Raw genomic sequence first — 21629 nt, forward strand, 5'->3', positions numbered from 1 at the left:
GGTCGGCCCGCGAAAGTGGCCTGAGATAGGATGGATGGGGCTCTGGTTTGATGCCGCAGACCCACAGCCACGCTGGTTCCGCTCGAAATTCAATGGAACCGATGTTGTCTGGAGCGGCTCCGGCCGCTGCGCCTTACGGCACCCTGTGACGATAACTACCTGACAAGGATCCTCCCATTTCCACGGACTCATTCTTCAGCGCGCTCACACGGTTCCGTCATCGCGTTCTTCCCTCTTCGGTGGAGGCAAGGCTCAATTCTCCCAAGGGCCTGCTTGCAGGCTTCTGCGTCGTGCACTTGGTCTTCCTCGTGTTCGCGCTGATCCTTTCCCTGCGCGGCGAAGCCTTCAGCGACACCTTTATCTACCGGGACTGGACCTCTGCCGGTTTCCGGGATGAGAACCTCAGCGGCGGGCCCAGCCCGTGGGTCTACCCCGTCCTCGCCTTGGTACCGATGGCCATCGCAGGCTTGGCCGGACCCGGTCCGTTCTTCTTTCTCTGGGTGCTCATGATCACCCTGCTCAACGGCGTCGCCCTCGCCAAGCTCACGGGACGGGGCCGCCGTCGCGAGGCCATCCCGGCGGGATGGTGGTGGCTGGTCTTCGTCTTTATCATGGGTTGGCTGGGATTCGCCCGGGTGGACGGATTGACTGCCCCCATCGTCCTGATCGCCTTGGCGTACGGGGTGTCGCACCCGTTCATTGCCTCCACCCTCCTGAGCGTTGCCACCTGGATGAAGGTTTGGCCGGCCGCCGTCATGCTTTCGTTGTTCACCGTGGTCAAGCAGAGAACCAAAGTGGTGGCTGCCGGTATTCTGACCAGCGTCTTAGTGATCGCCCTGACGGCTGCCGTAGGTCAACTGCCGAAGCTCCTTAACTTCCTGACCCAGCAAGGCGATCGTGGCATGCAGTTGGAAGCGACCTTCACCACTCCTTGGCTGTGGCTCTCGGTCCTCCATGTGGGTGACTCCAGGATGTACATGAACACGGACATCAACTCGATGCAGGTGGATGGGCCGGGCACGGCCTTCATGTCCTTCCTCATGCAGCCCCTCCTTGCCCTCGCCGCGATCCTGGTGGCTGCCCTGACCTTCTGGGCACTCCACAACGGCAAGCGAAGTGGCGGAGCGGACCGCACCGAACTATTACTGGCTGGATCCCTGACCATGGCCACGGCCTTCGTCGTGTTCAACAAGGTCGGGTCACCCCAGTTCATGGTGTGGCTGGCGCCTGCCGTCGCCGTCGGGCTTGCCCACAGCTGGAAGGAATGGCGGGTGCCCGCGGCGATGCTCATCGCCATTGGGGTGGCCACATACTTCATCTACCCCCTCTTCTATGACGCACTCAGCCACAACAACCCTTTGATGGCCTTGGTCCTGACGGTGCGCAACGTCCTGCTGGTGGTCCTGTTCTGCTGGTCCGTACGCCGCCTGTACCTTTTGGGCAAGAAGATCCCGGCCAACGAACCTGCCGCCGCTGCCAAGGAGTCCTGAGATTTCCGTTCGATTCTTCGACGGGCTGGCCCGCGTGCGCGACGCCGCCCTGCCGCCTGCCGCCGTCGACTGGTTCAGCCGTCCCTCCAGCGTTTGGTGGGGTTTCGCCGCCATCCATGTGTATTTCCTCGGCTGGATGGCAAGTTTCTTCCTGTCCGGAAACACGTTCAGCGACACCGAGCAGTACCGTCAGTGGGCGATGGCCGGCTACAACCCCGCGGATCTCCACGGAGCCATCAGCCCTTGGGTTTACCCGGTGCTCGCCCAGATTCCGATCTTCCTGGCCAACATCGCGGGCCCTGGTCCATACCTGCTGGTGTGGACGTTGATCATCACCGCGCTCAATGCGGCCGGTTTGTTCATCTTGACCCGCGGCCCGCGCAAGGCAAGCGGTATTGCACCCGCTTGGTGGTGGCTGTTCTTTACCGCGTTCATGGGCTACCTCAGCTTCGCCCGGGTGGAGGGCATCACGGCACCCATCGTGCTGGTCGCCCTGCTGTACGCCGCCACGCGGCCCGTGGCGGCGGGCATGCTCCTCAGCATCGCCACGTGGATCAAAGTCTGGCCAGCCGCCGTCCTGGTACCCATCGTCATCGCGAGCCACCGCAGGCTGAGGATCATCGCGTGCGGCGCGGCCGTCACCGCAGCCGTCGCACTGGGCACCTACCTTTCAGGCGGCCTCCCGCACATCCTGGACTTTTTGACCAACCAGGGTGAACGCGGCATGCAACTGGAAGCCACGTTCTCAACGCCCTGGGTCTGGTTGAGCGTGTTCAACATCGGCGGCTCCAAAATCGCCGACAACGTCGCCATCAATTCCACCGAGGTGTACGGGCCGGGAGCCAATGTGGCGGCGTTCATGATGCAGCCGCTCTTGGTGCTTGCCGCCGTCGCGGGCTCTGCCCTCTTGCTTTGGGCGCTTCGTCGGGGCGCCGAACCGGAAGAGCTGTTTCTCGAGGGCGCCCTCATGATGACCACCGCGTTCATCGTGTTCAACAAGGTGGGGTCGCCGCAATTCATCATCTGGCTTGCGCCGGTGGTTATCGCCGGGCTGACCCACGACTGGAACCGTTGGCGGGTTCCTGCCGCCCTCCTGATGGGGATCGCCATGACGACTTTTGTGATCTACCCGCTGTTCTACACGCCGCTGATCCACGCCAACCCCGTGATGGCAGCGGTGCTCACTGCACGAAACGTGCTTTTGGTTGTCCTGCTCTGGTGGTCCGTGCAGCGGACCGTGGAACTGGGACGCAAGTCCAGCGCAAGAACTGCTATTCGGAGCGCCTGAGCCGCTGCTCAAGCCTGCGGAGCAGTTGCGCAGGGGTCGAACGGATCAGCAGCCTTCGCGTGTGAACGTCCAACACCATCAGGTAGACAGTGAATCCCGCGGCCACCAGGAAGGACAGGGAGGACACTTTGACGTTCAGTTCCACGAAGGACAGCACCGAAATCTGATCCTGTGCGCCGAAGGCCACGAAGAACGTCACGGCGACATAGAGGGACTTGATCTGCCAGTCGTCCCTGATGCCTGTGACCGCGAGCAGCGGGATGAACCACAGGATGTACCACGGCTGGATAATCGGAGAAAGCATGACGACGGCGGCAAACGCCAGGGCCGCGCGTCTCACCAGCCGTGAATAGTCGCCGCGGAACATCAGGACAACCACCAACCCGATTCCGGCCCACTTCATGAGGGTGCGCAGCCCCGTGGCCACAGTGGACCCAGGCAGTCCCAGGAGATTGGCGATCACCTCGACCTGCTGGCCCAGGAAGCCCGAAGGCGAGTATCCCGTGTAGCCCGGTGTCGGATCGAGGATGGCCCAGACCCACCCAAAGCCAAGGTTGTAAGGAATCCCGCTCACTGCCAGGACTGCAAAGCTGATGCCTGCCGTCGCGCCCCAGAACAGGAACTTGCGCGCCCAACTGGCAGCAGGACCTGCCCACATGAGGCCTATGAAAGGCAAGAGAAGTACCGTGATCGGCTTGATGCCTATGGACGCCGTGACCAGCAGAAGCCCGGTGATATGGCGCCCGGTGGCTGCAAAATACATCCCAGCCACCGCCAGGCCCACCATGAGGGCATCGTTGTGGGCGCTTGCGACGAAGCTGATGAGAAAGAGCGGGTTGGCCACCGCGATCCACAGCGCACGGCCGGGATTGATCCCGTGCAGTTCAGCGAGCCTGGGAACATACATCACGCAGAGCAGCACTCCGACAGTCGCCAGAACGCGAAAGAGCAAAACGGAAAAATCGGGCTGGGCGTCGGTGATGCCCACAACCCACCTGGCAAGCCACAGGAAGTAGGGTCCGTACGGCGTCTTGGCTTCAGCCCAGGCAGGGTCGGCGCCCAGGGAAAACCAGTTGCTGAGCGAAGAAATCCCTGCGGTGTATGGGTTCTGGCCTTCCAGTACCAGCCTGCCTTGGCCGGTATAGGCGTACACGTCGCGTGAATAGATGGGCACGGCAAACATCAGGGGCGCTGCCCACGCCGCTACGGCGACAACCACGGATCTGAGCGAGCCTGGCCCCCAGTCCTTGAGCCTTTGCCCGAGCCTCAACCATGACCTGACCAAAAGCATGGCCCCCGCCGTCAGCAGGATGGTGGAGGTCGTGACGCCCCAGCCCTCAGTGCGCAGGGCGATGACAAGGGGGTGCCTGAACATGGGCGAGCCGTTGGCGATCCAGCCGGCGCCGATCGAACCGGCGAAGATCATCAGGGATCCAAAAAATCCTTGCCAGATGGCCACAAAGGCCTTGATCTGGCCGGGAGTGGCGGCCCCGAGGAGCGGGGCATCCGGGGAATCGAGACGGGCGACGGCCTTCTCCGACGGCGCCGAGGGTTCCTTTGCCTCGTCCCGGCTATTTGAGGTGCCCACGCCCGTTCCGCCTGCCGTCATGATATTCCAGTCCCTACCTACATTGGTCCAGCTCATCGATGCAGGCAACAACCGCTCGACAACGGCCCAGTTTACCAGCCGCAGTATGCCGCGGGCGCGGAATGGAGCGCCCCGACACCCTTCCCGTGCGCCCGAAAGGTAGGCTTGACGGGTGCCTATTACTAATGAACGCATCGTCTGGATCGACTGTGAGATGACCGGTCTCGACCTGGAAAACGACGCCCTGATCGAGGTCGCGGCCTTGATCACCGATTCGGAGCTGAACATCCTGGGTGATGGCGTAGACGTCGTCATCAAGCCTGAAGACGCTGCGCTTGAACAGATGAACGACTTCGTCCGCGACATGCACACCCGTTCGAAACTCCTGGACGAGCTCCCGCACGGCAAGACCATGGCCGAGGCCGAAGCGATCGTCCTGGAGTACATCGAGAAATGGGTACCCGATCCGAAGAAGGCACCGCTGGGTGGCAACTCAGTCGGCACAGACCGGATGTTCCTCGCGCGGGACATGCCCAACATCGTCGAACACCTCCACTACCGGGTCATCGATGTCAGCACTATCAAGGAGCTCTCCCGCCGATGGTTCCCCCGCGCCTATTTCCAGTCGCCCGCCAAACATGGCGGCCACCGCGCGCTCGGAGACATCAGGGACTCCATCGACGAGCTGCGCTACTATCGCGAGGCCGTGTTCGTCCCGGCTCCTGGACCCGATACAGCAACGGCCCAGAAGATTTCCAAGCAGATTGCACCTGGCCCGGAGGCCCCGGCAAGCACGTGATCTGAGGCACCTTTTCGGGAAATTTCAGCCAAACGGTCAAAAGTGGCAAAACCACCCCTCAAGACGGGGTATAGTTTTTGTCGTTGCCTTCGCAGCGAACGGGTCATTCCGAAAGCGTAAAAGGCGCATGGTGGGCGTAGCTCAGTTGGCAGAGCGCCTGGTTGTGGTCCAGGAGGTCGCGGGTTCAACCCCCGTCGCTCACCCTCATGAGGTCGGTAGCAATTATCGATCGCAGCCAAAGGCCGTACTGGTTATCCAGTGCGGCCTTTGCTTTGTCCCGGCCGATTTTGGCCATTCCAGACCCGAGAACCAGAGGAACACCTGACATGACCGTCCTGCCAGTCACCATCTGGGGCGAGCCCGTGCTTCACCGCCGGGCGAGCGAGGTGGATGAGTTCGACGACGAACTGCGCACCTTGATTGCGGACATGTTCGAGACCAACGAAGCCGCCAACGGCGTCGGGCTGGCGGCACCCCAGGTGGGCGTCGGTAAACGGATCTTCATCTTCAAATACGCGAACGACGACGACGCACCCGACGAAGGCGTCCTGGTCAACCCGGTTCTCACCCTCTCCAAGATCCCCGGAGCACTTCCGGATCCCGAAGAAGACGTCGAAGGCTGCCTGTCATTCCCTGGGGAACACTACCCGCTGCAGCGGGCCGAATGGGCTCGCGTCCAGGGCTTCGACGGCTACGGCAAGCCAGTGGATTTCGTTGCGACAGGCTGGTTCGCGAGGGTCATGCAGCACGAATTCGACCACCTTGACGGCAAGCTCTACGTGAACCGCCTGGTTGACCGCTACGCCAAGAAGGCCATGAAGCAGGCCAAGAAGAACGGCTGGGGAGTACCCGGCTTGACCTGGATGCCGGGCGTCGATCCGGATCCCTTCGGGCACTGACTGATGGGCGGCATCGCGCAGGACGAATTGTTCAGCCTCCTCGACATCCACGGCGAGGACGCCTTGGCGTGTGCCGCGTTGCTGGGGTCACCGCCCGGAGACGGAACGCGACGGGCCCTTGCCGTGCTTCACGCCCGATTGGGCGCCTTTCCAAGCAAATCTGCCCCCGCCGATGGCTGCACGGAGACGGACTGGATTGAGGCGCTCCTGCGCTTCGCTCCTGTGGTCCACCGCCATCATCTTGCCCTTGGCATCCCGCCGGAATCTTCCGCCGCGATCCTGGCCGATGTGGGACTGAACCTTCGCATCAATCGACGGGTTCATGGGCGCTTCGGTTTGGACACGTGGGCGTGGCTGACGCTTCACATGGCCGGAAACATCTTCCGGATCGGCCGCTTGCAATTCCACCTTGTCCGCGGCGACGCGGAAGGGTCCGCCGCAAGCGACTCCTGGGTGCTGGGGATACACATCCCAGAAGATGGTGGTCTCTCCCCCGCCCTCGTAGACACGAGCCTCAGCCAGGCCAGGGAGTTCTTTGACCTACACTTCCCGGACAAAGCGGTCTCCGCGGCGAGCTGCGACTCCTGGATGCTGGATCCCTATCTGGCACAGAAACTACCGGACAGCAACATCGCAGCTTTTGCCCGCCGATTCACCCTCGACCGCTGCTCCGACGCCCCGGGCGACGCTGTCTACTTCACCTTCCGGCACCGGGGCATGGAAAACCTTGACCGGCTCCCCCGCGAAACCTCGCTTCAGCGAGTGGTGCTGGAGAGGATCGACGAAGGCGGAGCCTGGCAACTCGGACATGGCCACTTGGTACTTCCTCCAGCCCAGGCAAAGCGCGCCTGACGCGGCAGCCCCGCGCTTCCGGGTGGCTACATCGCCCTGATGGTCCGCTGGCCGGGGCACGAGTCCAGGACGCGCCTCATGGCGTCTTTCTCTGCCTGGGTGACCCAGAGCCTGTAGGCGGCTTTGACGGACACCTGCCGGGCTACGTAATGGCAGCGAAAGCCTTTGTTGGCAGGGAGCCAACTCGCGGCGTCGCTCGCGCCCTTCTTCACGTTGGCAGGACCGTCGACGGCAATCAGGTTGAGGGGATCATTGGCGAGGCTTTGGCGCTGCTTGGCCGTGAGCTGCTGGGCACCCTTCTGCCAGGCGTCCCCGAGAGCCACCACATGGTCGATCTGTACGGCCGAGCTGCTTTCGGAGCCCCGGCGGAAATGGATGTCCTGGCCGATGTATGGCTCACGTAGCTCCCCGGAAGCGATCCTGCATTTGGAGCCTGCCGTGAACTCCGCCGCTGCAAGATCCCGCCTAAGGATGTCGTTCCTGGTATCGCAGCCGTTCCGGTCGACGTCGAGCCATGCCTGGCCGAATTCGTTGCGGTCATAGTTGTCCTTGGCGGCGCGCCCCTTCACGGGAAGCGCTTCCAGTGCATCAACGGCTGAACCGGCAGGTACCGGCTGAACAGCTTCCACCGGCTTCATCCAACTCGGGTCGAAGACGGGAGCTTCCGTCGCTCCATTGCCCGGGTCCTGGGCCACTGCGAACTGGCCGTTGGTGAAGAACCACCCTATGCCGGCAAGTCCACCGGCGATGATGAGGATCACCAGCACCCAGGCCTGCCGGGACTGACGGCGGGCGCGTCGATAGGCGGCCCAAGTGGTGCTCAAGGGATTGTGTCCTTTCGGGGAGGAATACGTCCCTTGAGACTAGATCAGGGCACTGACAACCGACGTCGATATCCACAGTGTGGAGGACAAGTCACAGTGTCGGAACAATCACAACTGCCCGTACAAGCCAGCGTGCGGCCCGTTGCAGCGGCGGCTTACTGCTCCTTGGTGACGCGTTTCAGGTCTTCGGCCGCCAACTCCAGAAGCGACCTCAATTGGATGACTCGGTCCTCAGCGATATCACCGGCGGCGTGTGCGGCCTTGGCTTCGTCGAGCAGGCGCTGGGCTTCCTTGAGGTTGGCGCGCGCTACGTCCAGTGCGTGTTCCAGGGTTGTTTCATGTTCCAGAATCTTTTCGCTTTCCATGCGTCCATTCTGGTCAGGTTTCCCGGCTGATACCAGCGAATCAGCCGGGAATCCCCTGTGTCTTTCCTGGTCCTGACCAGAGCCGGCTAGACGCCGGCGGGCTCCAACGTTGCCTTGGACTCAAGGTCAACAGCAACACTGCGTGCCGGGAACGACGGCGGGTTCACCCCGGCCATTTCCTCCATGACACGCACTACCTGGCAGGAGTAACCGAATTCGTTGTCGTACCAGACGTAGACCACGAGGTTCTTGTCGTTGGCGATGGTTGCCAGGCCGTCCACGATGCCTGCACGGCGGGAGCCCACGAAGTCCGTGGAGACGACCTCGGGTGAGTCGATGAAGTCGATCTGCTTGCGCAGCTCCGAGTGCAGGGACATCTCGCGAAGGTAGTTGTTGACTTCCTCCTTCGTGGTTCCCTTTTCAAGGTTCAGGTTCAGGATGGCCATCGACACGTCCGGGGTGGGGACGCGGATCGCGTTGCCGGTCAGCTTGCCCTGCAGTTCCGGAAGGGCCTTCGCCACTGCCTTGGCCGCACCCGTTTCGGTGATGACCATGTTCAGGGCGGCCGAGCGGCCGCGGCGGTCGCCCTTGTGGAAGTTGTCGATCAGGTTCTGGTCGTTCGTGAACGAGTGCACGGTTTCCACGTGGCCGTGGACGACGCCGAACTTGTCGTTGAGTGCCTTGAGCACCGGGGTGATGGCGTTCGTGGTGCACGAGGCCGCGGTGACGATCGTGTCCGTGTCCTCGATGGAGGAGTGGTTGATGCCGTGGACGATGTTCTTCAGCTCGCCCTTGCCCGGAGCCGTGAGCAGCACGCGCGCGACACCCTTGCTCTGCAGGTGCTGGGACAGGCCCTCGGCGTCGCGCCAGCGGCCCGTATTGTCGACCACGAGCGCATCCTTGATGCCGTAGGCCGTGTAGTCAACGGTGGAGGGGTTGTCCGAGTAGATGACCTGGATCTGGACACCGTTGGCCGTGATCGTGTTGCATTCCTCGTCCACGCGGATGGTGCCTTCGAAGGAGCCGTGCACCGAGTCGCGCCGCAGCAGGCTGGCGCGCTTGACGAGGTCGTTCTCGGCGCCCTTGCGGACCACGATCGCGCGCAGCCGCAGGCCGTGCCCGCCGCCGGCCTTTTCGATGAGGAGGCGCGCCAGCAGGCGGCCGATACGACCGAAACCGTAGAGCACGACGTCGGTGCTGGTCCGGTCATCCGCGCCGCGGCGCCCGACAACCTCGGCAAGTTCGGCGCGCAGGAAGTCTTCCAGGGGCGTTCCCGGGGCCTCGGCCTTGTACTTCTCGTTCAGGCGGGCGATGTCGATCGCAGCAGCCCCGAGTTCAAGCTCGGCCAAGATGTTCAGCAGCGGCGCGGTTTCCTCGAGCCGGAGTTCGTCCTTGCTCATCCGGCGCGCGAAGCGGTGGGCTTTCAAGATGTTCATCGACGACTTGTTGATGAGGCTGCGTCCGTGGATGCTCGTCACCACGTTGTTTTCACGGTACAGCCGGCCGATCACCGGAATCATGGCCTCGGCCAGCGCTTCGCGGCCCATCCACGTATCAAGACAAGAATCTGATGACTGGCTCACAGAACTACCTTCCTAGGGTCAGCTACATACGTCCTCGTACGTAGATGGTGGCCGCCCGGAGTAATCCAACGGCACTGGCATCGGCGGGACTTCGGTCTGCCCGGACACCTCGAACGTTGCAAAGAAAAACCGCCGGCTGCGAACGCAGAACCGGCGGTGGAACTTCTACGTTCACTGTCCATTCTAAGGTCTGGCACGGGAGGCTTTGGCCGCCGGAATGCGTGAAATCACTCACACAAGGCTGAGGGATGGGTTGACCGATACGCCGGGTTCTGTCCTCCCGCGCCATTGCAGGCGAAGGAGTGGCGACCATCCATCTACGAACGCCGTTGCCGACGCCCTCCAGCGGCCTACCCGGACACTCGGGCGAGCAGCCCTCGATCGTGTCCTGTCTGGCCTTGCTCCGGGTGGGGTTTACCTAGCCTCCTTGGTCACCCAAGGAGCTGGTGGTCTCTTACACCACCGTTTCACCCTTACCTGCTGCCTACCTGTGCTGGCACACGCAGACGCAGGCGGTTTGTTCTCTGTGGCACTGGCCTGCGGGTTACCCCGAGTGGGCGTTACCCACCACCCTGCTCTATGGAGCCCGGACGTTCCTCGAGCCACTCACGTGGCGCGCGGCCGCCTAGTCAACCCATCCGCCTTACAGTCTACCGGCGTCGGGCCCTCCGCATTTTCCAGACGGCGCCGCCGGACTGTGCGCCCGACGGGTGGAGCCTGTATTGCGGCTAATATCGACTGGTGCTGATTCTGCTGCCGCCTTCCGAAGGCAAGACCCCCGCCGAGAAGGGCTCCGCCGTCGAATGGGAGTCCCTGAGCTTTCCGGACCTCAACAGCTACCGGGCCAAAGTGCTCGACGCGTTGGGCCTGGTCAGCGCACATGAGGACGCCCTCGCATTGTTGGGGGTGGGCGCATCGTTGAAGGACGACGTCGAACGCAATACCCGGCTCAACGCCGAACCCGCGGCCCCTGCCCACCAGGTGTATTCCGGTGTTCTCTACGACGCGCTAGGCTACAAGACCCTGACACCGGCACAGCGCCGCAAGGCGGTGGAGTCGATCCTTGTGGTGTCCGCCCTGTGGGGCGCCATTGGCTTCGGCGACCGCGTGCCCGCCTACCGCTTGTCCATGGGAACGGCACTGCCCGACGTCGGGCGCCTCGCCTCATTCTGGAAGCCGCAGCTCACGCAGGCCCTCGCCTCGCGGGTGGAGGGCGAGCTGCTGGTGGATTGCCGCTCCAGCACCTACGCCGCGGCTTGGGCCCCGCCAGCGGCGCAGACTGTCTCCGTCAACGTCTTTTCCGAGTCCAACGGAAAACGCACTGTCGTCAGCCATTTCGCCAAGCACACCCGGGGCGAACTGGTCCGGCATTTGTTGAGCCGTCGAGGCAAGGCCCCGGAGACGCCCGAACAGCTGCTCAAGGCCGCTTCGGAAATGTGGAGGGCGGAGTTAACGGAAGGCACGGCGCGCAAGCCGCACACCCTCAGCATCATCCTCCCCAACTAGTGGGGTGGGGAACAGGTGGCTAGTTCCACTCGGCGGAGCGCACCAGGATGCAGCCGGAATCGGGGCAGAACACGATCTCGTCCTCGGCAGCGGCCTTGACCTCGGCAAGGTCGCCGGGGCTGAGTGTCATTCCCGAGCCTTCGGACTTGCCGTGGAACAGCCTCGCGGCGCCCACCCCGCGCTTGGCAAGGGTTTTTTCGTAGATAGCCAGCATCCCGGCGTCGAGCCTTTCGGCGAAACCGGTCCGCTGGGCGCGCACATCCGTCTCTTCGGCAACAATCTCGGCGATCGCGGCGTCAAGTTCGGCACGGATCCCGGAGAACGAACCCTGGATGTCATCGACGATCTGCTGTTGCGCGGCTTGGCGCTCCCGGAGTCCGTCCAGGCGTTCGAGGATTTCCAGCTCGACATCCTCAAGGTCCGAACGACGCTTGTTCAGTGAGGCGATATCGCTTTGCAGCGCGACCAGGTCCTTGGAAAGTCCGGTACCGCTGTTCAACCTGGCTTCGTCGCGCGCAATGCGCCCAGCCACTTGTTCGACGTCGGCCTCTGACCTGCGAAGCTCGGCTTCGGCGTCGTGGACGGCAAGTTTCGCGGCGCCGAGCGCCCCGTTGGCCACGCTGAGGGCATCCTGAAGATCGGTGATGCGGGGATCGGTCTCCAAAGCGCGACGGCGGTTCGCCAAGGATTTGAGCTTCGCATCCAACCCCTGCAGTTCGAGCAATTTCAACTGTTCCGCCGGTGCTGCCTTGGCCACGCTTACCTCCGCTTGATCGTGCCGGGACTGATATTCAGCCCCTGCCAGGCCTTGGGCCTGCTTGTCTCGACTCTAGCGCCTAGCGCGCTCCCCTGCCTCGCGCCCCAGCCTTAGCCGGGAGTGAGAATGAAGTCCCACGGATCGCTGTTGGTGGAAGCCACCCGGATCTCGACGTCGTGACCCTGGTCCGCGAGCACGTTGCCGAGCGCTTCGGCCGCGGCGGGCAACCAGAGCCATTCGCTCGCGAAATGCGATACGTCGACGAGGTAGGGCCTGCCGTCAACGGCAGCTTCGCGCGCTTCGGAGGCCGGGTGGTGCCGCATGTCCGCGGTGACGTAGATGTCCGCCTGGCTGGCGCGGACGGCGTCGAAGAGGCTGTCACCGGCACCTCCGCAAACGGCGACGCGGCGCACGAGCCCGTCCTTGTCCCCGGCAACCCGCACGCCGCCGGCCACTGAGGGCAGGATCTCGAACACCCGGGCGGCGAAATCTCCGAGAGTCATGAGTTCGGGCAGGTCGCCGACCCGGCCGATCCCCTCTTCCGGCAGGCCGTGGGCCGCAGGAGCCAGCGGGACAACGTTGTCCAGCCCAAACGCGTCGGCGAGGACATCGGAAACGCCTCCGACGGCGGAGTCCCCGTTGGTGTGCACGGTCAGCAGCCCGGTGCCTGACTCAATGAGCCGATGGACAGCAAGGCCCTTGGCACTCGTGGCAGCAACGGAGGTGACGCCCTTGAGCAACAAAGGGTGGTGCGTGACGAGGAGTTCGGCGCCCCATTCAATGGCTTCCTCAATGGCGGCGAGGGTCGGATCCACGGCGAACATGACCTTGGTGACGGTGGCTGTCGGCCGTCCGACCACGAGCCCTACCTCGTCCCATTCCTCGGCGAGCGATTCCGGCCAGAGCTCCTCCACTGCCAATAAGACCTGACCGAGCGTAGGGGTGCTGGCTCTTGGAGTTCCGGCTGTACCGTTTTCCGGTTCTTCCCCGGATCCTGTATCTGCAACCGCGGTGTTCACAGCTTCCATGCATTACATTCTTGCGCATCCGGCGGCCAAGACGCGCTTGCGGCAACCGGACTGTTTGAGATTGTTGCCAGTGGCCAGGTCTGCGCCGTCACAGTCCCGTAAGGTTGTGCGGGAATCATCCAGGACTCCCAGCCATTGAAGAGATCATGAAAACTTTTGTACTTGGTGGAGGCTGCTTCTGGTGCCTTGACGCTGTCTATCAGAAGACCAAGGGCGTCAGTTCCGTGGTTTCCGGCTACACCGGCGGGCGCATCCGCAACCCTGACTATTACGACGTCTGCTCCGGAATGACGGGCCACGCGGAGGTCGTCGCCGTGACTTTCGACGAGGACATCATTCCGGCGGACATCATCCTGGACATGTTCTTCGCCCTGCACGATCCCACCACCCTCAACCGCCAGGGCTACGACGTCGGGACCCAGTACCGGTCCTCGATGTTCTACACCACCACCGAAGAAAAGATCCTCTTCGAAGAAGCCATCCTCCGGAACCAGGAACTGTGGTCCAAGCCGATTGTGACCGAGGTGAGCAGGTTGCCGGACTTCTACGAAGCCGAGTCCATCCACCAGAACTATTACGCCAAGTTCCCGGAGCAGGGCTATTGCCAGGTCATCATCAACCCCAAGCTCGCCAAGGCCCGGAAATATTACTCTTCGTGGCTCCGCGCGTAGCAGCGTGTAGCACCGCTCGTTAGGCTGACCTCAGCAGTAGCTATTTCAGCGAATTCAGAGAATAGGCATGATTACATGGCACGGATCTACGACGACGTCACCCAGCTGATCGGCGGAACCCCCCTGGTCCGCTTGAACAGGCTCACCGAAGGCTTGGACGCCACGGTTGCGGTGAAGCTGGAGTTCTACAACCCCGCCAATAGCGTCAAGGACCGTATCGGCGTCGCCATCGTCGACGCCGCCGAGAAGTCCGGTGCGCTGAAGCCGGGCGGCACCATCGTCGAGGGAACGTCGGGCAACACCGGCATCGCGCTGGCCCTGGTCGGCGCGGCGCGCGGTTACAAGGTCATCCTCACGATGCCGGAAACCATGTCCACCGAGCGCCGGGTCATGCTGCGCGCCTACGGTGCCGAGATTGTCCTGACTCCGGGCTCTGAAGGCATGCGTGGCGCCGTCGAGAAGGCACAGGAGATCGTCGCCAACACGGAGAACTCCATTTGGGCCCAGCAGTTCGCCAACGAGGCAAACCCGGCAATCCACCGCGCCACCACGGCCGAGGAAATCTGGGCGGACACCGAAGGCGGAGTGGACATCTTCGTCGGCGGCGTCGGCACTGGCGGCACCATCACCGGCGTCGGGCAGGTCCTGAAGGAGCGCAAGCCCGAAATCCAGATCGTGGCCGTTGAGCCCAAGGACTCCCCCATCCTGAACGGCGGCGCCCCGGGCCCGCACAAGATCCAGGGTCTCGGCGCGAACTTCATTCCGGAAATCCTCGACACCAACGTCTACGACGAGGTTCTCGACGCAACCCTCGAGGACTCCGTGGCCACCGCACGTGCCCTCGGCACCAAGGAAGGCATCCTGGGCGGCATCTCGGCCGGTGCGGCCGTTTGGGGTGCGCTGGAGCTCGCAAAGCGTCCGGAGAACAAGGACAAGCTCATCGTGGCAATCGTTCCCGACTTCGGCGAACGTTACATCTCCACGGTACTTTTTGACGACATTCGCGGCTGATTGCGGACCCCGCGCAACCGCTTTCTTTCATTTCCTGTAGAAAGGTCTTTGTGAGCTTCTTCGCAAGACTTATGGAAGACCTCGAGGCCGCCCGGTCACATGACCCGGCGGCCCGAGGCTCCTTTGAGAACTTCTTTGCCTACTCCGGGCTGCATGCCATCTGGGCGCACCGCCTGACCCACAAATTGTGGCAAAAGCCTGAGTTGCGCTTCCCGGCCCGGATCATCTCGCAACTCACCCGGTTCCTGACCGGCATCGAGATCCACCCCGGCGCTACCATCGGCCGCAGGTTCTTCATTGACCATGGCATGGGTGTGGTGATCGGCGAGACTGCCGAGATCGGCGAAGACGTCATGATCTACCACGGCGTGACGTTGGGTGGCCGCTCGTTGGCCAAGGTCAAGCGGCACCCCACCATCGGAGATCGGGTCACCATCGGAGCGGGGGCCAAGGTCCTTGGTCCCATCACCATAGGCGCCGACAGTGCCATCGGCGCCAACGCCGTGGTGGTCAAGGACGCACCGCCTGAGTCGATTATCACCGGCGTCCCGGCGACGTGGCGCCACCGTGATGCCAAGAGCGAAACCAAACCCGCGGTCGACCCCGCCGAGTACTACATCGAATACCGGATCTAACCGGAAAAGCGTTTGTAGGCGTTCCAAAAAACGGTGTCGAACGCCCGGTCGGGAAGTACCCTCCGCAAGGCGAGAATGGTCCAGGCCCCCCTACCCACCGGGTATCGGGTCCTGGGCCTTCGTGACGTTGCGGCATGCACAATGGCGCCCGCCACGGTGCGCGGGTGCGTCGACAGCGCAGTTCCCGACGTCGATGCAAGAGCGGCTGCCACGATCCCGGCCTGCTCGCGATATGGTCCATGTCCTGAGACCGTCAGCAGGCTCTCCCCCGCGATGGTTCCCCATTCCGTGTCCGTGCCGGCGGGCTCGATGATAGCCACGTCGATGCCATGGGGCTTTAGTTCCAGGCGCAGGGAGTCGCTGAGGCCCTCGACGGCGAATTTGGTTGCGTGGTACCAGGCTCCCAGGGGTTCATACATTTTGCCGCCGATCGAGGAGACGTTGATGATCCTGCCGGAGGCCGCAGCACGCATCACGGGAATCACCAGCTGGGACATCCGGGCGAGGCCGAAGACATTGACCTCGAACTGGCGCCGGCCCTCATCCAACGGAACCTCTTCCAAGGAACCGTAGGATCCGTATCCGGCGTTGTTCACCAGCACGTCGATCCGCCCCTGCTCGGCCAGGACGAGGTCCACGGCGGCCTTCATCGAGTCATCCTCAGTGACGTCCAAGGACAACACCTTGATTCCGTGGGCCTTGAGCGGCTCCATCTTTTCGACGCGCCGAGCCCCCGCGTACACCACCATTCCTGCCTTGCTGAGCTTGATGGCGGCTTCGAAGCCGATTCCTGTAGACGCACCTGTGACAAATGCGACGCGTTGCGGCATGGACTGCTCCTCGGGTGGCGTGTGGTGTTTCCTTCGGGACGTACCTACGGCAAAGGCCGGCGCCTCCACAGTAACGCGGAAGCACCGGCCTTTGTCTTGAACCGAATCGAGCCTGCCCCTAGAGTGGGGCAGCAGGGTCCCTACGTGGCGACGGAGTCGACACGAAAGGGCCTGCCCCTAGAGTGGGGCAGCAGGGTCCCTACGTGGCGACGGAGTCGACACGAAAGGGCCTGCCCCAATCTCTAGTGGGTGTCGACTGCCGAGATCTCGGACTTGTCTTCGCCCCACAGGGTGTGGAAGGTACCCTCGGCGTCAACGCGGCCGTAGGTGTGCGCTCCGAAGAGGTCGCGCTGTCCCTGGATGACCGCTGCAGCGAGGCGCTTGCGGCGAAGTCCGTCGTAGTAGGCCAGCGAGGAGGAGAACACCGGAACCGGGATGCCCAGCTGGACAGCCGTGGCCACCACGCGGCGCCATGCCGGCAGCGCGCCGGCGATGGCCTTGGTGAAGGCCGGGGCGAACAGCAGGTTGGCCGGCTTCTCAACGGCAGCGTAGGCGTTGGTGATTTCCTTGAGCAGCTCGGCGCGGATGATGCAGCCGCCGCGCCACAGCGAAGCGATTTCATCGAGCTTGAGGTCCCAGCCGTATTCCTTCGCGGCGGAGGTCAGCATGTCCAGGCCCTGGGCGTAGGAAACCAGCTTGGAGGCGTAAAGCGCCTGGCGGACGTCCTCGACGAAGTTCTCCGGGACCTCGACGGCGATTTCCTCGCCGGCGAGCAGCTCCTGGCCAAGCTTGCGCTGTTCTGCCTGGGAAGAGAGGGCCCGCGCGAAGACGGACTCCGCGATGCCCGATACCGGGGAGCCGAGCTCAAGGGCGGAGATGACCGTCCAGCGGCCGGTGCCCTTCTGGCCGGCAGCATCCACGACGACGTCGACGAACGGCTTGCCCGTCTTGGCGTCCACGTGCCCCAGGACCTCCGCGGAGATTTCGATCAGGAAGGAAGCGAGTTCGCCCTTGTTCCATTCGGCGAAGATCTTGGACTGCTCGGCCGGCTCGATGCCGGCGCCGGAGCGCAGGAGATCAAAGGCTTCGCCGATGACCTGCATGTCGGCGTATTCGATGCCGTTGTGGACCATCTTGACGAAGTGGCCGGCGCCGTCGGTGCCGATCCAGGCGCAGCAGGGCTGGCCGTCAACCTTGGCCGAGATCTTTTCGAGCAGCGGGCCCAAAGCTTCGTAGGACTCCTTGGAACCACCGGGCATGATGGAGGGGCCGTTGAGGGCGCCCTCTTCGCCGCCGGAAACACCGACGCCCACGAAGTGCAGGTCCTTCTCGGCCAGCGCGGCTTCGCGGCGGCGGGTGTCCTCGTAGTGCGAGTTGCCGGCGTCGATCACGATGTCGCCGGGCTCCAGCAAGGGAACGAGCTGGTCGATGACAGCGTCAACCGGCTTGCCGGCCTTCACCATGATCAGGACGCGGCGGGGCTTCTCGAGGGAGTCCACGAGTTCCTGGAGGGTTTCCGTGCGGATGAAGTCGCCGTCCGTGCCGTGCTTGGCCAGCAGGGCGTCGGTCTTTTCGACGGAGCGGTTGTGGAGGGCAACGGTGAAGCCGTTGCGGGCCAGGTTGCGGGCCAGATTGGCGCCCATCACCGCGAGGCCGGTGACACCGATGTGTGCTGACATCAAAACTCCAATTCATTCTTGTGCATCGAGTCCTGCTAGAAGCGAGGAAACGCTTTCTAGAGCAGTAGCTGGAATAAACCATACGTATTCGGACCACGTCTGGGAAAGTTGCGCCCACGTTTTGGAAACGTCCGCGTCACAAAAGAGTCTATGTTGCGAGCCAGCACCGTGGGGAGTTCCCGGCGCTCGGGCTTCCGGTAGCAGAGTGGTCAACGCCACTATGCTTACGACTATGTCAACCAGTCTCCACTACCGCGCTGTCGAGCACCTGGGTACCCGGATCGTCGGCGGTAAGCTCCCCACCGGTCACGTCATGTTGGCCGAGCACCTTGAGGAAGAGCTCAAAGTGTCACGGTCGGTGGTGCGTGAGGCCGTCAGGGTACTGCAGTCATTGGGACTGGTGGAAACCATCAAGCGTGTTGGCATCCGGGTCCTCCCCGCGCACCGCTGGAATCCCTTCGATCCGCTTGTCATCCGTTGGCGGCTGGCCGGAGAAGGCCGCGGCGCCCAGTTGCGCTCCCTCGCCGAACTCCGTTCCGCCGTCGAGCCCGTAGCTGCGGAGCTGGCTGCGGAAAACGCTCCGGAGTCGCTGCGCAGCGAGTTGTTGGAGATCTCCCTGGCCATGCGTGAAGCGGGCCGCGCGGGCGACATGCCCACGTTCCTGGACCTTGACATCCGCTTTCACGCCTTGGTGCTCTCCGGTTCCGGCAATGAAATGTTCGCGAACTTGATCGGGCAGGTCACGGAGACGCTCACCGGCCGGACGGTTCACGGGCTCATGCCCGAACATCCGAAGGAAGCGGCCTTGCAGTGGCACCTGGATGTAGCCCAGGGCATCAGCGACGGGGATGGTGACAAAGCCCGCGAGGCCTCGTCCAACATCATGCGGGAGACCATCGCAGACCTGTCACCCAGTTGGGAAGGCCAGCCACGGGTGTTCGTTCCAGTCGAGCGGCGCTGACGGCTGACCGCCAGTGCCGCTCGGCTCATCGCCTCACCGCCTGAGAGCTTAGGCCACAGGCTGGAAGTTCAGCAGTACCTTCCCCGATTCGGCCGAGTTCCTGGCCACCTCGAAGGCCTCCAGTCCACGGTCCAGCGTGAATTCGTGCGTCACTACCGGGTCCACGTAGAGCGAACCGTCCGCGAGCGCCGCAATGACCTCGTCGATCTCGTTGTTGAATCGGAACGACCCGAGCAGTTCGAGCTCGCGGGTGATGGCCAACGAAATGAAGACCGGCTGCGGTCCTGAGGGCAGCAGCCCGACCATGACCACCTTCCCACCGCGGACGGCGCCCTTGATGGCCGATGCGAGTCCGAAGTGGCTGCCGGAGGACTCGATGACGACGTCGGCCTCCACGGCGGCGATCGCCTCCGCGTCATCGCCCTTGAGGACCTCGTCGGCGCCCACTGCACGCGCGATCTCAAGAGGCTTGTCGTGCATGTCGACGGCCACGATCCGGGATGCCCCCGCGCGCTTGAGGACAGCAACAGCCAGCGCACCGATCGGACCGCTTCCGATCACCAGCGCCGTCTTTCCGGCCACGTCCCCCGCGCGGGCGACGGCGTGCCAAGCAACGCTGGCAGGCTCCACAAGCGCCGCGGTGCGCAAGTCCAGCATGGCCGGAAGGGCCCGGAGCATGCGGGACGGCAGGGTGGCGTAACGGCTGAAGGCGCCGTCCGTGTGCGGGTACCGTGCCGCGCTGCCGAGGTAGGTGCAGCCCGGGGAGAGGTTGGGCCGGTCTTCCGGATACTTGGCGGCACCCGGGGCGGGGGTCGCGGGGTGGACGGCGACGGCGGTTCCGGCGGCCGGACCGCTGCCGTCCGCGGCCTGCTGGACAACTGTGCCGACGATTTCGTGACCGAGCACCATCGGGGCCTTGAGGATCGATTCCCCCGCCGCGCCATGGAGCCAGTAGTGCAGGTCCGAGCCGCAGATGCCACCGTAGGCGATCTCGACGACGGCCTGGTCGGGGGTGGGAACAACGAGGGCTATGTCCTCGATGCGAAGGTCACCGGCGGCGTGCGCCACAACCGCGGGTGAAGACTGGGGAAGCTGGAAATCGCTCATTAGACGACCACGGTCATTCCGCCGTCGACGAAGATCGTCTGGCCGTTGACGAAGTTCGAAGCCTCGGAGGCAAGCCAGACTGCCGGACCAGCGAGATCCGCCACGGTGCCCCACCGGTGGGCAGGCGTCCGGCCCAGGATCCAGGAGTTGAAGTCGGGATCGTCCACGAGGTTCTGGGTCATCTCGGTGTGGATGTAACCCGGAGCGATCCCGTTGATCTGAAGGCCGGAGGCCGCCCATTCGGCGGTCATGGCGCGTGTCAGGTTCCGCAGTCCACCCTTGGCGGCGACATAGGGGGCGATCGTGGGGCGGGCCAGGTCAGTCTGCACGGAGCAGATGTTGATGATCTTGCCGTGGCCCCTAGGGATCATGTGACGGGCGGCTTCACGTCCCACGAGGAAAGCGCTCGTCAGGTCGGTGGTGATGACCCGCTCCCAGTCCTTCACATCCAGGTCCAGCATCGGGACGCGGTGCTGGATTCCCGCGTTGTTGACGAGGATATCGAGGGGGCCGACGTTCTCCTCGACCCAGGCAATTCCGCGGGCCGCTTCCGTGTCGCTGGTGACGTCGAACGCGCAGCTGTGGATGCGGCCGGGCCCGAAGTCCGCCGCCATGGCGGCTTCCGCGTCCTTGAGGCGTTCCGTGTTGATGCCGTTGAGGACAACGGTGGCACCGGCGTCGGCCAGCCCGCGGGCCAGCGCGTTGCCGATGCCGCGGCTGGATCCGGTAACGAGCGCAACGCGCCCGGTGAGATCAAAGAGTCCACTCATGGTTGTTTCCTAACTTAGTTCGAAGGGCTGACGGAAGAGTCGCTGAGGTTGGCGATGGCCTGGCGGACAACTGCGAGGTCCTGGTCACCAAGGCCCTGATCAATCAGTTCGCGGTAGAGTTCGACGCCGGCAGTCGCCATCGGAACAGCGGCACCGGCCGCTTCGGCGCTTTCGAGGACGAATTTGAGGTCCTTGTGCATGAACTTCGCGGGACCTGTGGGCGCGTAATCCTTGGCTGCCAGGCGTGGGCCGACAATCTCCAGGACCCGGCTTCCGGCAAGCCCGCCGGCCAGGACATCGAAAAGGGCAGAAGCATCCATGCCCGAGCGCTCGGCGAGTTCGGCGGCTTCCGCGAGCGCCGCCGTCGTGGTCCCGACGATCAACTGGTTGCAGGCCTTCGCCAGCGATCCGGCACCCAGGTTGCCCATGCGGCGGACGGTGGTGCCCATGGATTGGAGCGCGGGAAGTGATCGTTGGAAGTCTTCCTCGGCGGCCCCCACCATGATGGCCAGCGTGCCGTCCTGCGCACCTTTGGTGCCTCCACTGACCGGGGCATCGACGACGACGGCGTTCCCGCCGCTTGCGCTACGGACAGTCCGGCCGAATTCCTGCACGGCGGTCGGGGACACGCTGCTCATGATGATGATCGTGGTTCCCGGAAGCGGCACTTCCGAGCGCCAGGACTCGAGCAGTGGCGCGGCGGCATCCTGGATGTAGGAGAGATCCGGAAGCATGAAAATGATGACGGGTTGATCCCGGAGCCCGGCAACCGACTCCGAGCGTTTTCCGCCGAGCTTCTCCAATTCGGCGAGCGCCTCGGCGGAACGGTTCCACGCAGTCACCTCCCAGCCGTTGCCGAGCAGATTGGCTGCCATGGGGAAGCCCATCAGCCCGAGTCCCACAAAACCTGCGGTCTTGGCGGTCATCTTTCGCATACACCTCACTTCTTTGTGGTTCATCTTTCAAAAACTGTTCAATATCCTAGC

Annotated in this window: 21 protein-coding genes, 1 tRNA gene and 1 other RNA gene; 11 read left to right on the forward strand and 12 right to left on the reverse strand. The window is 63.5% G+C overall.

Annotated elements, in window-relative coordinates:
- The first annotated feature begins 239 nt into the window (after window positions 1-239).
- A complete protein-coding gene (locus AC1DJW_RS14840) occupies window positions 240-1490 on the forward strand; it encodes a glycosyltransferase family 87 protein (RefSeq protein WP_390277864.1) in 1251 nt (416 codons plus the stop codon).
- Between the two features lie 25 nt (window positions 1491-1515).
- Window positions 1516-2778, forward strand: coding sequence for a glycosyltransferase 87 family protein (locus AC1DJW_RS14845; protein WP_476901768.1), 1263 nt, complete (start codon window positions 1516-1518; stop codon window positions 2776-2778).
- Here AC1DJW_RS14845 and mptB read toward each other — a convergent pair.
- On the reverse strand, window positions 2762-4387 hold the full coding sequence (gene mptB, locus AC1DJW_RS14850) for a polyprenol phosphomannose-dependent alpha 1,6 mannosyltransferase MptB (protein ID WP_390277866.1): 1626 nt from the start codon (window positions 4385-4387) through the stop codon (window positions 2762-2764). The two genes, AC1DJW_RS14845 and mptB, sit on opposite strands and share 17 nt — an antisense overlap.
- Before the next feature lie 151 nt (window positions 4388-4538).
- Here mptB and orn point away from each other — a divergent pair, with 151 nt between their 5' ends.
- The 4 genes from orn to AC1DJW_RS14870 all read left to right on the forward strand — a co-directional run bounded on the left by orn (window position 4539) and on the right by AC1DJW_RS14870 (window position 6916).
- Window positions 4539-5165 carry an oligoribonuclease gene (orn, locus tag AC1DJW_RS14855; RefSeq protein WP_476901761.1) on the forward strand — a complete coding sequence of 209 codons (627 nt, stop codon included), beginning with the start codon at window positions 4539-4541 and terminating at the stop codon, window positions 5163-5165.
- Window positions 5166-5295: 130 nt separating this feature from the next.
- Window positions 5296-5368: transfer RNA gene (locus tag AC1DJW_RS14860), tRNA-His, on the forward strand.
- Window positions 5369-5491: 123 nt separating this feature from the next.
- Window positions 5492-6064 (forward strand): peptide deformylase, encoded by a 573-nt coding sequence (gene def / locus AC1DJW_RS14865; RefSeq protein ID WP_284751961.1) that lies wholly within the window; start codon window positions 5492-5494, stop codon window positions 6062-6064.
- 3 nt (window positions 6065-6067) lie between these two features.
- The gene (locus AC1DJW_RS14870; protein WP_476901762.1) at window positions 6068-6916 is read left to right on the forward strand and encodes an acyltransferase domain-containing protein; all 849 of its coding nucleotides are present in this window, start codon (window positions 6068-6070) and stop codon (window positions 6914-6916) included.
- A gap of 26 nt (window positions 6917-6942) precedes the next feature.
- Here AC1DJW_RS14870 and AC1DJW_RS14875 read toward each other — a convergent pair whose 3' ends face one another.
- The 4 genes from AC1DJW_RS14875 to rnpB all read right to left on the reverse strand — a co-directional run bounded on the left by AC1DJW_RS14875 (window position 6943) and on the right by rnpB (window position 10325).
- Window positions 6943-7740 (reverse strand): HNH endonuclease family protein, encoded by a 798-nt coding sequence (locus AC1DJW_RS14875; RefSeq protein ID WP_390277871.1) that lies wholly within the window; start codon window positions 7738-7740, stop codon window positions 6943-6945.
- A 155-nt stretch (window positions 7741-7895) separates the two neighbouring features.
- The gene (locus AC1DJW_RS14880) at window positions 7896-8105 is read right to left on the reverse strand and encodes a hypothetical protein (RefSeq protein WP_284751964.1); all 210 of its coding nucleotides are present in this window, start codon (window positions 8103-8105) and stop codon (window positions 7896-7898) included.
- Window positions 8106-8191: 86 nt separating this feature from the next.
- On the reverse strand, window positions 8192-9688 hold the full coding sequence (locus AC1DJW_RS14885) for a glyceraldehyde-3-phosphate dehydrogenase (protein WP_284751965.1): 1497 nt from the start codon (window positions 9686-9688) through the stop codon (window positions 8192-8194).
- 245 nt (window positions 9689-9933) lie between these two features.
- An RNA gene (gene rnpB, locus AC1DJW_RS14890) (RNase P RNA component class A) lies at window positions 9934-10325 on the reverse strand.
- Window positions 10326-10429: 104 nt separating this feature from the next.
- Between rnpB and AC1DJW_RS14895 the strand changes: the two genes are divergently transcribed.
- Complete coding sequence (locus AC1DJW_RS14895; RefSeq protein ID WP_459342316.1) at window positions 10430-11194, forward strand: YaaA family protein; 765 nt, start codon at window positions 10430-10432, stop codon at window positions 11192-11194.
- 19 nt (window positions 11195-11213) lie between these two features.
- Here AC1DJW_RS14895 and AC1DJW_RS14900 read toward each other — a convergent pair whose 3' ends face one another.
- Window positions 11214-11951 carry a zinc ribbon domain-containing protein gene (locus tag AC1DJW_RS14900; protein ID WP_390277878.1) on the reverse strand — a complete coding sequence of 246 codons (738 nt, stop codon included), beginning with the start codon at window positions 11949-11951 and terminating at the stop codon, window positions 11214-11216.
- Between the two features lie 110 nt (window positions 11952-12061).
- Complete coding sequence (locus AC1DJW_RS14905) at window positions 12062-12979, reverse strand: Nif3-like dinuclear metal center hexameric protein (RefSeq protein WP_390277880.1); 918 nt, start codon at window positions 12977-12979, stop codon at window positions 12062-12064.
- 146 nt (window positions 12980-13125) lie between these two features.
- Between AC1DJW_RS14905 and msrA the strand changes: the two genes are divergently transcribed.
- The 3 genes from msrA (at window position 13126) to epsC (ending at window position 15296) form a co-directional block, all read left to right on the forward strand.
- Window positions 13126-13650, forward strand: a complete 525-nt coding sequence (gene msrA, locus AC1DJW_RS14910; RefSeq protein WP_476901763.1) for a peptide-methionine (S)-S-oxide reductase MsrA — start codon at window positions 13126-13128, stop codon at window positions 13648-13650.
- A 75-nt stretch (window positions 13651-13725) separates the two neighbouring features.
- Window positions 13726-14661, forward strand: a complete 936-nt coding sequence (gene cysK, locus AC1DJW_RS14915; RefSeq protein WP_059387764.1) for a cysteine synthase A — start codon at window positions 13726-13728, stop codon at window positions 14659-14661.
- A 50-nt stretch (window positions 14662-14711) separates the two neighbouring features.
- Window positions 14712-15296 (forward strand): serine O-acetyltransferase EpsC, encoded by a 585-nt coding sequence (epsC, locus tag AC1DJW_RS14920; RefSeq protein ID WP_284751970.1) that lies wholly within the window; start codon window positions 14712-14714, stop codon window positions 15294-15296.
- Here the strand turns inward: epsC and AC1DJW_RS14925 are convergent.
- Window positions 15293-16126: an oxidoreductase gene (locus AC1DJW_RS14925; protein ID WP_390277886.1), complete on the reverse strand. Its 834-nt coding sequence runs from the start codon at window positions 16124-16126 to the stop codon at window positions 15293-15295. The genes epsC and AC1DJW_RS14925 overlap by 4 nt on opposite strands.
- A gap of 242 nt (window positions 16127-16368) precedes the next feature.
- The gene (gndA, locus tag AC1DJW_RS14930) at window positions 16369-17805 is read right to left on the reverse strand and encodes an NADP-dependent phosphogluconate dehydrogenase (RefSeq protein WP_284751972.1); all 1437 of its coding nucleotides are present in this window, start codon (window positions 17803-17805) and stop codon (window positions 16369-16371) included.
- Between the two features lie 232 nt (window positions 17806-18037).
- Between gndA and AC1DJW_RS14935 the strand changes: the two genes are divergently transcribed.
- The gene (locus tag AC1DJW_RS14935; RefSeq protein WP_284751973.1) at window positions 18038-18766 is read left to right on the forward strand and encodes a FadR/GntR family transcriptional regulator; all 729 of its coding nucleotides are present in this window, start codon (window positions 18038-18040) and stop codon (window positions 18764-18766) included.
- 48 nt (window positions 18767-18814) lie between these two features.
- Here the strand turns inward: AC1DJW_RS14935 and AC1DJW_RS14940 are convergent, their stop codons facing one another.
- The 3 genes from AC1DJW_RS14940 to AC1DJW_RS14950 are packed head-to-tail and all read right to left on the reverse strand — an operon-like array spanning window position 18815 to window position 21569.
- On the reverse strand, window positions 18815-19873 hold the full coding sequence (locus AC1DJW_RS14940; protein ID WP_476901764.1) for an L-idonate 5-dehydrogenase: 1059 nt from the start codon (window positions 19871-19873) through the stop codon (window positions 18815-18817).
- Complete coding sequence (locus AC1DJW_RS14945) at window positions 19873-20643, reverse strand: SDR family oxidoreductase (RefSeq protein ID WP_284751975.1); 771 nt, start codon at window positions 20641-20643, stop codon at window positions 19873-19875. Before AC1DJW_RS14945 ends, AC1DJW_RS14940 begins: the two co-directional genes overlap by 1 nt.
- Before the next feature lie 14 nt (window positions 20644-20657).
- Window positions 20658-21569, reverse strand: a complete 912-nt coding sequence (locus AC1DJW_RS14950; RefSeq protein ID WP_390277956.1) for an NAD(P)-dependent oxidoreductase — start codon at window positions 21567-21569, stop codon at window positions 20658-20660.
- Window positions 21570-21629 lie beyond the last annotated feature (60 nt).

It is taken from the genome of Arthrobacter sp. 05L417, from assembly GCF_056397865.1.

Excerpts from the sequence above, each read along its gene's own strand:
- mptB (WP_390277866.1), bottom strand. The coding sequence starts at position 4,387 with ATGACGGCAGGCGGAACGGGCGTGGGCACCTCAAATAGCCGGGACGAG.
- def (WP_284751961.1), top strand. The coding sequence starts at position 5,492 with ATGACCGTCCTGCCAGTCACCATCTGGGGCGAGCCCGTGCTTCACCGC.
- AC1DJW_RS14870 (WP_476901762.1), top strand. The coding sequence starts at position 6,068 with ATGGGCGGCATCGCGCAGGACGAATTGTTCAGCCTCCTCGACATCCAC.
- AC1DJW_RS14880 (WP_284751964.1), bottom strand. The coding sequence starts at position 8,105 with ATGGAAAGCGAAAAGATTCTGGAACATGAAACAACCCTGGAACACGCA.
- AC1DJW_RS14905 (WP_390277880.1), bottom strand. The coding sequence starts at position 12,979 with ATGGAAGCTGTGAACACCGCGGTTGCAGATACAGGATCCGGGGAAGAA.
- msrA (WP_476901763.1), top strand. The coding sequence starts at position 13,126 with ATGAAAACTTTTGTACTTGGTGGAGGCTGCTTCTGGTGCCTTGACGCT.
- cysK (WP_059387764.1), top strand. The coding sequence starts at position 13,726 with ATGGCACGGATCTACGACGACGTCACCCAGCTGATCGGCGGAACCCCC.
- AC1DJW_RS14925 (WP_390277886.1), bottom strand. The coding sequence starts at position 16,126 with ATGCCGCAACGCGTCGCATTTGTCACAGGTGCGTCTACAGGAATCGGC.
- gndA (WP_284751972.1), bottom strand. The coding sequence starts at position 17,805 with ATGTCAGCACACATCGGTGTCACCGGCCTCGCGGTGATGGGCGCCAAT.
- AC1DJW_RS14935 (WP_284751973.1), top strand. The coding sequence starts at position 18,038 with ATGTCAACCAGTCTCCACTACCGCGCTGTCGAGCACCTGGGTACCCGG.
- AC1DJW_RS14940 (WP_476901764.1), bottom strand. The coding sequence starts at position 19,873 with ATGAGCGATTTCCAGCTTCCCCAGTCTTCACCCGCGGTTGTGGCGCAC.
- AC1DJW_RS14945 (WP_284751975.1), bottom strand. The coding sequence starts at position 20,643 with ATGAGTGGACTCTTTGATCTCACCGGGCGCGTTGCGCTCGTTACCGGA.
- AC1DJW_RS14950 (WP_390277956.1), bottom strand. The coding sequence starts at position 21,569 with ATGACCGCCAAGACCGCAGGTTTTGTGGGACTCGGGCTGATGGGCTTC.